At 70.3% G+C, this 9,135-nt stretch carries 8 protein-coding genes and 3 pseudogenes; all 11 read left to right on the top strand.

The window, feature by feature from the left end:
- Nucleotides 1-365, top strand: a pseudogene (locus BQ7388_RS04900) (4-hydroxy-3-methylbut-2-enyl diphosphate reductase); the annotation flags it as partial.
- Complete coding sequence (locus BQ7388_RS04895) at nucleotides 365-1,420, top strand: DUF512 domain-containing protein (RefSeq protein WP_327196098.1); 1,056 nt, start codon at nucleotides 365-367, stop codon at nucleotides 1,418-1,420. The pseudogene BQ7388_RS04900 and the gene BQ7388_RS04895, both read left to right, overlap by 1 nt.
- A 41-nt stretch (nucleotides 1,421-1,461) precedes the next feature.
- Complete coding sequence (der, locus tag BQ7388_RS04890) at nucleotides 1,462-2,790, top strand: ribosome biogenesis GTPase Der (RefSeq protein ID WP_072499893.1); 1,329 nt, start codon at nucleotides 1,462-1,464, stop codon at nucleotides 2,788-2,790.
- Entirely contained in the window at nucleotides 2,787-3,482 is a 696-nt protein-coding gene (locus BQ7388_RS04885; RefSeq protein WP_062530314.1) for a glycerol-3-phosphate acyltransferase, read from the top strand. The genes der and BQ7388_RS04885 overlap by 4 nt, the downstream gene beginning before the upstream one ends.
- Nucleotides 3,479-4,498 (top strand): NAD(P)H-dependent glycerol-3-phosphate dehydrogenase, encoded by a 1,020-nt coding sequence (locus BQ7388_RS04880; RefSeq protein ID WP_072499892.1) that lies wholly within the window; start codon nucleotides 3,479-3,481, stop codon nucleotides 4,496-4,498. The genes BQ7388_RS04885 and BQ7388_RS04880 overlap by 4 nt, the downstream gene beginning before the upstream one ends.
- Before the next feature lie 11 nt (nucleotides 4,499-4,509).
- A pseudogene (locus BQ7388_RS04875) lies at nucleotides 4,510-4,932 on the top strand (ribulose-phosphate 3-epimerase); the annotation flags it as partial.
- A 145-nt stretch (nucleotides 4,933-5,077) separates the two neighbouring features.
- Nucleotides 5,078-5,809: a zinc ribbon domain-containing protein gene (locus BQ7388_RS04870; RefSeq protein ID WP_072499891.1), complete on the top strand. Its 732-nt coding sequence runs from the start codon at nucleotides 5,078-5,080 to the stop codon at nucleotides 5,807-5,809.
- The gene (gene coaBC, locus BQ7388_RS04865) at nucleotides 5,796-7,001 is read left to right on the top strand and encodes a bifunctional phosphopantothenoylcysteine decarboxylase/phosphopantothenate--cysteine ligase CoaBC (RefSeq protein WP_072499890.1); all 1,206 of its coding nucleotides are present in this window, start codon (nucleotides 5,796-5,798) and stop codon (nucleotides 6,999-7,001) included. The genes BQ7388_RS04870 and coaBC overlap by 14 nt, the downstream gene beginning before the upstream one ends.
- A gap of 9 nt (nucleotides 7,002-7,010) precedes the next feature.
- Nucleotides 7,011-8,399 (top strand): annotated as a pseudogene (locus tag BQ7388_RS04860) (ABC-F family ATP-binding cassette domain-containing protein); the annotation flags it as partial.
- Nucleotides 8,378-8,689, top strand: a complete 312-nt coding sequence (locus tag BQ7388_RS13595) for a zinc ribbon domain-containing protein (protein WP_456319910.1) — start codon at nucleotides 8,378-8,380, stop codon at nucleotides 8,687-8,689. The pseudogene BQ7388_RS04860 and the gene BQ7388_RS13595, both read left to right, overlap by 22 nt.
- On the top strand, nucleotides 8,676-9,135 hold a 460-nt coding region (locus tag BQ7388_RS04850), incomplete at its 3' end, for a flavoprotein (protein ID WP_327196097.1). The genes BQ7388_RS13595 and BQ7388_RS04850, both read left to right, overlap by 14 nt.

Genomic DNA, 9,135 nt, shown 5'->3' with positions numbered 1-9,135 from the left:
CCACCCAGTCGCGCTCCCGCCTGCGCGCGCTCGTGGGGGCCCTCATAGGCAGGGTGGACGAGCTGCGTGTCGTCGACACCATCTGCGAGGCCACGACCCTGCGCCAGGCATCCGCGGCGAAGCTCGCCGCCCAGGCGGACGCCATGGTGGTCGTGGGCGGCCGCATGTCCGCCAACACCCGCAGGCTCGTCCAGATCTGCGAGGCCTCCTGCCCGCGCACGCACCACATCGAGGGCGCGTCCGAGCTCGAGGCGCCCTGGTTCGACGGGGCCGAGCTCATCGGCGTGACCGCCGGCGCCTCCACGCCCCAGTCCCAGATCGACGAGGTCGTCGAGCGTATCGGCGAGCTCGTGGGGGAGGGCTGATGGAGGCGGGAGAGGGCAGGCTCAAGCGTGCGGACTACGCCTCCACCCGACCGCAGGCGGACGGGGCTTGGATCCAGGCCGTCGAGGACGGGAGCCCCGCCTGGGAGGCAGGCCTCGAGCCGGGCATGCGCGTGGACGCCATCAACGGGCACCCCCTGCGCGACCTCATCGACTGGCGCTGGGAGGGGGCTGACGCCTACTGCGAGCTCGAGGTCTTCGACCCCGACGACGGCCAGTCCTACTCCTGCGAGCTCGAGCGCGAGCCCGGGCAGGACTGGGGCGTCGAGTTCACCGACGTGCTCTTCGACGGCATCCGCACCTGCGTCAACGCCTGCCAGTTCTGCTTCATGAGGATGCTCCCCGAGGACGCGCGCGCGACCCTCTCGCTCAGGGATGACGACTACCGGCTGTCGTTCCTCCAGGGCAACTTCGTTACGCTCACCAACGTGGGGGACGACGACCTGGAGCGCATCGTCCGGTGCCGCCTCGAGCCCATGAACGTCTCGATCCATGCCATATCGCCCGAGGTCAGGAGGTCGCTCATCGGCCCGCGCGCCATGAGGGGCGTCGAGGTGCTGGAGCGGCTCTGCGAGGCGGGGCTCGAGGTGCACGGGCAGATCGTGCTCTGTGCCGGCATCAACGACGGCGACGAGCTCAGGCGGACCCTCGACTGGGTGGAGGAGAGGCCCAACATCAGCTCCATGGCGCTCGTCCCCATGGGCTACACCAAGTACTCCAAGCAGTTCTCGGAGTCCTTCTCGGAGGACGTCGAGGCGTCGCGGGCCGTGGTGAGGCTCATCGAGCCCTACCAGGAGCGGGCCAGGCGGGAGCTGGGGCGCACCCGCTTCCAGCTCTCGGACGAGTTCTACGTGGACGCCGAGCTGCCCGTCCCGCCGGCCGAGACCTACGACGGCTACCCGCAGTTCTATGACGGCATCGGCATGCTGAGGAGCTNGTGTAAAAGGGACAGCCTCACGGCAGGGGAGGGGCGCCCCTGCCGTGGCTTTGCTGTGCGCGGACCCCGCTGCCCGGGGCTCCCAGGGCGCGCATGCTAGACTTTTCCCAGGAATCTGCAGCAGGAACAGCAAGGAGCATCATGTCCAAGCCCATAGTCGCCGTGGTCGGCAGGCCCAACGTGGGGAAGTCGACCCTCGTCAACCGCCTGGCGGTGAACCGCGACGCCATAGTCCACGAGTCGCGCGGCGTGACCCGCGACCGCTCGTATCACACGACCGACTGGAACGGCCGCGAGTTCGTCCTCATCGACACCGGCGGCATCGAGTCCGCCAAGAGCAAGGACGTCTTCGCCCCGCGCATCCGCGAGCAGGCGCTCGCCGCCTGCGACGAGGCGGACGCCATCATCTTCGTGGTGGACGGCACCGTCGGCGTGACCGACGAGGACGAGGAGGTCGCCCGCGTGGTCAGGAAGTCGGGCAAGCCGGTCTTCCTGGTGGTCAACAAGATCGACGACCCCGCCCGCGAGCTCGAGTCCTGGAACTACTACTCCCTGGGCGTGGGGGAGCCGCGTCCCATCTCGGCCGGGCACGGCCACGGCACGGGAGACCTCCTCGACGAGGTCGTCGCCGTGCTCCCGGACGAGGAGGACGAGGAGGGGCCGGCGGACGACGCCCTCAACGTGGCCATCATCGGCCGTCCCAACGTGGGCAAGTCCTCGCTCGCGAACCGTCTGACCAAGAGGAACCGCTCCATCGTCTCGGACGTCGCGGGCACCACGCGCGATGCCATCGACAGCATGATCGAGTGGAAGGGCACGCGCATCCGCCTCGTCGACACCGCGGGCATGCGCAAGAAGAACCTGGTGCACGAGGACGTCGAGTACTACAGCCTGGTCCGCGGCCTCGAGGCCATGGACCGCGCCGACGTCTGCATCCTGGTGGTGGACGCCTCGGTGGGCGTCACCGAGCAGGACCAGAAGCTCGTGGGCATGGCGGTGGACCGCGGCTGCGCCCTCGTGGTGGCCCTCAACAAGTGGGACCTCGTCACCACCGAGAAGCAGCGCGACGACGTGGCGGCCACCCTCGCCCAGCGCCTCTCGTTCGCCCCCTGGGCGCCTTCGGTCAACATGAGCGCCCTCACCGGGCGCGCCACCGACAAGATCCTCGAGGCTGCGGTCAAGGCGGCGGCGAACCATGCCTGCCAGCTCAAGACCTCGCAGCTCAATGCCCTCCTCACCCAGATCCGCGAGGGCGGGCACACCGTCACCGACAAGGGCCGCCGCCTCAAGGTCCACTATGGCGTGCAGACCGGCCAGAGGCCTCCCGCGCTCACCTTCTGGTGCAACGCGCCGGACCTCGTGGACGACAACTACGAGCGCTTCATGGAGAACCGCCTGCGCCAGGCCTTCGACCTCACGGGAACCCCCGTCAGACTCAAGTTCCGCCTGAGGGAGGAGGGGCGCAGATGAGCCCGCTCGCCCTGGCGACCGCCGCCTGCATGCTCGCGTCCTTCCTCGTCTGTGGCATACCCTTCGGCCTGCTCATCGCCAAGGGCTCGCGCGAGCACGTGGACGTGCGCACGGTGGGCTCGGGCAACATCGGCATGACCAACGTCGCGCGCTCCGCGGGTGCCGCTGCGGCGGCGCTCACCCTCGCCTGCGACGCGGGCAAGGGCATGGCGTGCATGCTCCTCTCGCACCTCGCGCTCTCCGATTTCGTGTTTGGGGGAGACTGGGCCGCCGCGGGCGTGGAAACCCCCTTCGGCTGGGCCCTCGCCCTGGTCTACCTCAGCTGCGTCATGGGACACGTCTTCTCCCCCTACCTGGGCTTCAGGGGAGGCAAGGGCATATCGGTCGGCTTCGGCGCGGCCCTGGGGCTCCACTGGCCCCTGGCGCTCGCCATCCTCGCCGTGTTCTTCGTCCTCGCCATACCCTCGCGCTACGTCTCGCTTGGCTCCGTCGCCGCCGCTGCCGCCCTTCCCGTGGTGGGGGCCCTCATGGGCTTCGGACCCTGGGTGGAGCTGCCCTTGGCCGTCACCGCGGTCGTCGTCATCTGGTCGCACCGCACCAACCTGAGGAAGCTCGCCAGGGGAGAGGAGCGTCGCTTCAGCGTGCATCGCGGCTCGTCCGACAAGCGCGACGAGGAGGGGGAGTCGCGATGAGCGGGAGGGTCGCCGTCATCGGCACGGGGTCCTGGGGCACGGCGGCGGCCGGCCTCGTTGCGGGGCATGCGGACGAGGTCTGCATGCTCGCCCGCTCCGATGAGGTGGCCCGCTCCATCAGCGAGCTCCACCGCAACCCGCGCCACCTCAGCTCCTACGAGCTGCCCGCGAACGTCCGTGCCACCACGAACGCCGCAGAGGCGCTCGCCGGGGCGGGCCAGGTCCTCGTGGCGGTGCCCTCCTCCTTCCTGAGGGCCACCCTCGCGTCCTGTGCGGCCGCGGTCCCCGACCCCGCCGGGCTCCTGGTGCTCACCAAGGGCATCGAGCCGGGCAGCCACCTGCTCATGACCGAGGTCGTGGCCCAGGAGCTGGGGCATCCCCGCCGCATCGCCGCGCTCTCGGGCCCCAACCACGCCGAGGAGATCTCGCGCGGGATGGTGTCCGCCGGCGTCGTCGCGGCGGAGGACGAGACCCTCGCCCGCGACTTCCAGCGGCTCCTCCACTCGACCAGCTTCAGGGCCTACCGCTCCCGGGACGTGCGGGGCGTCGAGGTCTGCGCCGCCGTCAAGAACGTCATCGCCATCGCGTGCGGGGTCTGCGCCGGCCTGGGCATGGGCGACAATGCGCTCGCCGTCCTCATGACCCGCGGCCTCGCCGAGGTGGGGCGCATAGTGAGCGCCCTGGGCGGCGACACCCTCACCTGCATGGGGCTCGCCGGCATGGGCGACCTCGTCGCCACCTGCACCTCGCGCCACTCGCGCAACCGCAGCTTCGGCGAGGCGTTCGCCGCGGGCGAGACGCTCGAGTCGTACGAGGGCCGCACCCGCATGGTGGTCGAGGGTGCCCGCGCGGCGGTGAGCGTCTGGGAGCTTGCGTGCGAGATGGGCATAGAGACCCCCGTGACCCATGCCGTACACGCTATCCTGTACGAGGGAGTCAGACTCGAGGAGGCGGCCGGGCTCCTCTTGGACCGCGGGCCCAACGAGGAGTTCTACGGTCTCCGCACAAACGAATAGGGGATGTGCTGATGCTTGACCATGACGTGAGGGTGGCGCCGTCGCTGCTCTCGGCAGACTTCACCAGGCTCGCGGACGAGCTCGACGACATAGCCACGGCGGACCTCCTCCACTTCGACGTCATGGACGGTCACTTCGTGCCCAACCTCTCGTTTGGCGTGGGGGTCCTCTCGCAGGTCAAGCGTGCCACGGGCCTTCCCGTCGACGTGCACCTCATGGTCTCGAACCCCGAGGAGTGCGTTCCCTGGTACCTCGACGCCGGCGCCGACGTGGTGAGCTTCCACTGGGAGGCCCAGACGCACGCCCGGAGGCTCGTCTCGCTCATCCACGAGGCGGGGGCCAAGGCGGCCGTGGCGCTCAACCCCGCGACCCCCGTGTCCTGCCTCGAGGAGCTCGTCGACGAGCTCGACATGGTGCTGGTCATGACGGTCAACCCCGGCTTCGNGCGGACGCCCTGCTCGCCCTCGTGCGCAAGAAGGCCGGGGCGTAGCGGACCGCCTCGCGCGACAGCAAGCCCGCCGGCGGCCTGCCGGCACGAACCACCTGCGACCAAACACCATGCCCCCAAGGAGGCGGCACATGAAGGAATCCCAGGCACTGCTCAGGCTCCAGGAGATCGACCTCCAGCTCCTCAGGCTCAAGCGACAGCTCTCGGCCATGCCCCAGCAGAAGAAGCTCCAGGCCATCGCCCAGGCCAAGCGCAAGCTCCAGGGCGAGCTTGCCAGCATAGTGGGCCAGCGCAAGGACAGCGAGATGGACGTCGAGGACTCGGAGGCCGCGCACGACAAGTTCGTCGTCCTCATGGACGAGGTCAAGGCCCAGGCGGCGGAGCGCCAGGCGGACTACCGCCAGCTCACCGACCTCGAGGCACAGCTCACCTCCCTTGCCAAGAGGCTCGAGAAGATCGAGTTCACGCATGGCGAGAAGGTCGAGCTCCGCGACCGCCTGCGCAAGGCGGAACGCAACGCCCGTGGTGTCATGGCGCGCCTGGACGAGGAGGCGGCCTCCCAGCAGGAGGCCTTCGAGCGGGCGTCCGCGGACCTCATGGCCGAGGTGCGCAAGCTCGCGGCCGAGCGCAAGTCCGTCGTCGCAGACCTCTCGGGCGAGGTGCTCACGCGCTACGAGGCCGCCTCGAGGCGCTTCGGGGGCCTCGCCGTGGAGAGGCTCGCGGGCAACCTCCCCTCGGTCTGCCGTGTCAAGCTCCAGCCCAGCCAGTTCTCGGACCTCAGGCGCGCCGGCGCAGAGGTGACCGAATGCCCCTACTGCCACCGCATGCTGGTGTTCGAGGGGGCCTTCGATGAGGTCGAGTAGGGTCCTTCTCGCCGTGTGCGGCGGGATCGCCGCGTACAAGGCGGTCGAGCTCATGAGGGGCCTCCAGAAGGCGGGCTGCGACGTGCGCATCGTCATGAGCGAGGACGCGACGCGCTTCGTGGGCCCCACGACCTTCGAGGCCCTCTCGGGACATCCCGTCACGACGAGCCTCTACGGCTCAGGGGAGGGCCCGATCCCCCACGTCGAGCTCGCCGACTTCGCCGAGCTCGCGGTGGTGGTCCCCGCCACGGCCAACGTGATGGCCAAGATGGCCGCGGGGATGGCGGACGACGCGCTCTCCACCACGCTCCTCGCGTTGGGCTGCCCCGTGCTGGTCGCCCCTGCCATGAACCTGCGCATGTGGCAGGCCCCGGCCACCCAGGCCAACCTCGCCACCCTGCGCTCGCGCGGAGTGCGCTTCGTCATGCCCGACTCCGGCAGGCTCGCCTGCGGCGCCGTGGGCACGGGCAAGCTCGCGCCCGTCGGGCAGGTCCTCGCGGCCGCCCTCGACCTCCTGGGCGGGGAGGCGCGTGACCTCGAGGGCCTTTCCCTCGTGGTCACGGCGGGGCCCACGCACGAGGCCATCGACCCGGTGCGCTACATCGCCAACGCATCGAGCGGGAAGATGGGCTTCGCCCTCGCGCGCGAGGCGGCGAGGAGGGGCGCCTCCGTCACGCTGGTGGCAGGGCCCGTCTCGCTCCCCACGCCCGAGGGGGTGAGGCGCGTGGACGTGGTTTCCGCCGCCCAGATGCACGATGCCGCCCTCGCTGCCTTCGACGGCGCGGACGTGGCGGTGTGCGCCGCCGCCGTGGCGGACTACACCCCTGCCGAGCCCGCGGACCACAAGCTCAAGAAGGCAAGGGAGCCGCTCGACTCCATCCGCCTGGTGCGCACGGCGGACGTCCTGGCCGAGCTCTGCGCCCGCAAGGGACGGCGCGTCGTGGTGGGCTTCGCCGCCGAGACCGACGAGCTCGTCCCCAACGCCCGCGCGAAGCTCCGCGCCAAGGGAGCCGACCTCATCGTGGCCAACGACGTCTCGCGCGCGGACTCGACCTTCGGCTCCGAGACGGACGCCGTGACGCTGGTCGACGCCTCCGGCGAGCTCGAGCTTCCCTGCCTGCCCAAGGACGAGGTGGCGCGCCGCGTCATGGACCGCGTGCGCGAGCTTGCCCTTCCCCGGGACCAGGGCTAGGGGGCGCGCATGGGAATCCTCATCGGGCTCGAGCGCGTCGACATGGAGTGGCCCAACAAGCGCGTGCTCGAGGGCCAGACCATCGGCATAGACGAGGGCGACCGCATAGGCATCGTGGGCAGGAACGGAGACGGCAAGTCAACCTTGCTCGAGCTCATCGCGCGCGAGGTGGAGCCGGACGCCGGCGCCGTCACCTGGAGGAACGGCATCAGCGTGGGCGTCCTGGGCCAGTCGGACGCTCTCACGGACGACGAGACGGTCGAGCATGCCGTGGTGGGGGAGCAGCCCGAGTACGTCTGGGCCTCCGACCCCCGCGTGCGCGGCGTCATCGACGAGCTCCTGGGGGACATCGACTGGCACGCCCGCGTGGGCGAGCTCTCGGGCGGGCAGCGTCGCTGCTGCGACCTTGCGCGCGTGCTCGTGGGGCGCTGGGACGTCCTCCTCATGGACGAGCCGACCAACCACCTGGACATGCAGGCGATTGGCTGGCTGGCCAACCACCTCAAGGGGCGCTGGCCCCAGGGGCAGGGGGCGCTCCTCCTGGTGACGCACGACCGCTGGTTCCTCGACGAGGTCTGCGACCACATGTGGGAGGTCCACGACGGCGCCATCGACCCCTTCGAGGGCGGCTACTCGGCCTACGTGCAGCAGCGCTTCGAGCGCCAGAGGCAGGCGGCCGTCATGGAGGAGAGGCGCCAGAACGTCCTGCGCAAGGAGCTCAACTGGCTCGCCCACGGCGCCAAGGCGCGCTCGAGCAAGCCCAAGTTCCGCATCGACGCGGCCATGGAGCTCCTCGCCGGCGACCCGCCCCTGCGCGACACCGTGGAGCTCAGGCGCATGGCGGTGAGCCGTCTGGGCAAGCAGGTCATAGAGATGAGGGGAGCGTCCTTCTCGTATCCCGGCTCGGACGCCCCCGTCGTCTCGGGCGTCGACTGGATCGTGGGACCGGGAGACCGCTTTGGCATCCTGGGAGAGAACGGCGCCGGGAAGTCGACGCTCCTCTCGCTCATGACGGGCAGTCTCCGTCCCAGCTCGGGGAGAGTGAGGATCGGCGCCTCAGTGCGCTTCGGCATCCTCTCGCAGAACCTCGGGAGACTCTCCGAGAGGGACGGCTGGCGGGTCCAGGAGCTCCTCTCGAGCTACAAGAGCTACTACGTGGTGGACGGCAGGCAGCAGAGCCCCGAGCAGCTGCTCGAGCGCCTGGGCTTCGACCGTCGCGAGTTCGCGAGCTTCGTGGGCGAGCTCTCGGGTGGCCAGCGCCGCCGCCTCGCCATCATGTGCGTCCTCATGGAGGAGCCCAACGTCCTCGTCCTGGACGAGCCCGGCAACGACCTCGACACCGACATGCTGGCCGTGCTCGAGGACCTTCTGGACGGATGGCCCGGCACGCTCCTGCTCGNGAGCGGGCGTCCGCGGACCTCATGGCCGAGGTGCGCAAGCTCGCGGCCGAGCGCAAGTCCGTCGTCGCAGACCTCTCGGGCGAGGTGCTCACGCGCTACGAGGCCGCCTCGAGGCGCTTCGGGGGCCTCGCCGTGGAGAGGCTCGCGGGCAACCTCCCCTCGGTCTGCCGTGTCAAGCTCCAGCCCAGCCAGTTCTCGGACCTCAGGCGCGCCGGCGCAGAGGTGACCGAATGCCCCTACTGCCACCGCATGCTGGTGTTCGAGGGGGCCTTCGATGAGGTCGAGTAGGGTCCTTCTCGCCGTGTGCGGCGGGATCGCCGCGTACAAGGCGGTCGAGCTCATGAGGGGCCTCCAGAAGGCGGGCTGCGACGTGCGCATCGTCATGAGCGAGGACGCGACGCGCTTCGTGGGCCCCACGACCTTCGAGGCCCTCTCGGGACATCCCGTCACGACGAGCCTCTACGGCTCAGGGGAGGGCCCGATCCCCCACGTCGAGCTCGCCGACTTCGCCGAGCTCGCGGTGGTGGTCCCCGCCACGGCCAACGTGATGGCCAAGATGGCCGCGGGGATGGCGGACGACGCGCTCTCCACCACGCTCCTCGCGTTGGGCTGCCCCGTGCTGGTCGCCCCTGCCATGAACCTGCGCATGTGGCAGGCCCCGGCCACCCAGGCCAACCTCGCCACCCTGCGCTCGCGCGGAGTGCGCTTCGTCATGCCCGACTCCGGCAGGCTCG

Source organism: Olsenella phocaeensis (genome assembly GCF_900120385.1).
In the GTDB taxonomy this organism is placed as follows: domain Bacteria; phylum Actinomycetota; class Coriobacteriia; order Coriobacteriales; family Atopobiaceae; genus Olsenella_I; species Olsenella_I phocaeensis.
This window is presented reverse-complemented; position numbering and strand designations above follow the sequence as displayed.

Excerpts from the sequence above, each read along its gene's own strand:
- BQ7388_RS04870 (WP_072499891.1), top strand. The coding sequence starts at position 5,078 with ATGAAGGAATCCCAGGCACTGCTCAGGCTCCAGGAGATCGACCTCCAG.
- BQ7388_RS04880 (WP_072499892.1), top strand. The coding sequence starts at position 3,479 with ATGAGCGGGAGGGTCGCCGTCATCGGCACGGGGTCCTGGGGCACGGCG.
- BQ7388_RS04885 (WP_062530314.1), top strand. The coding sequence starts at position 2,787 with ATGAGCCCGCTCGCCCTGGCGACCGCCGCCTGCATGCTCGCGTCCTTC.
- coaBC (WP_072499890.1), top strand. The coding sequence starts at position 5,796 with ATGAGGTCGAGTAGGGTCCTTCTCGCCGTGTGCGGCGGGATCGCCGCG.
- der (WP_072499893.1), top strand. The coding sequence starts at position 1,462 with ATGTCCAAGCCCATAGTCGCCGTGGTCGGCAGGCCCAACGTGGGGAAG.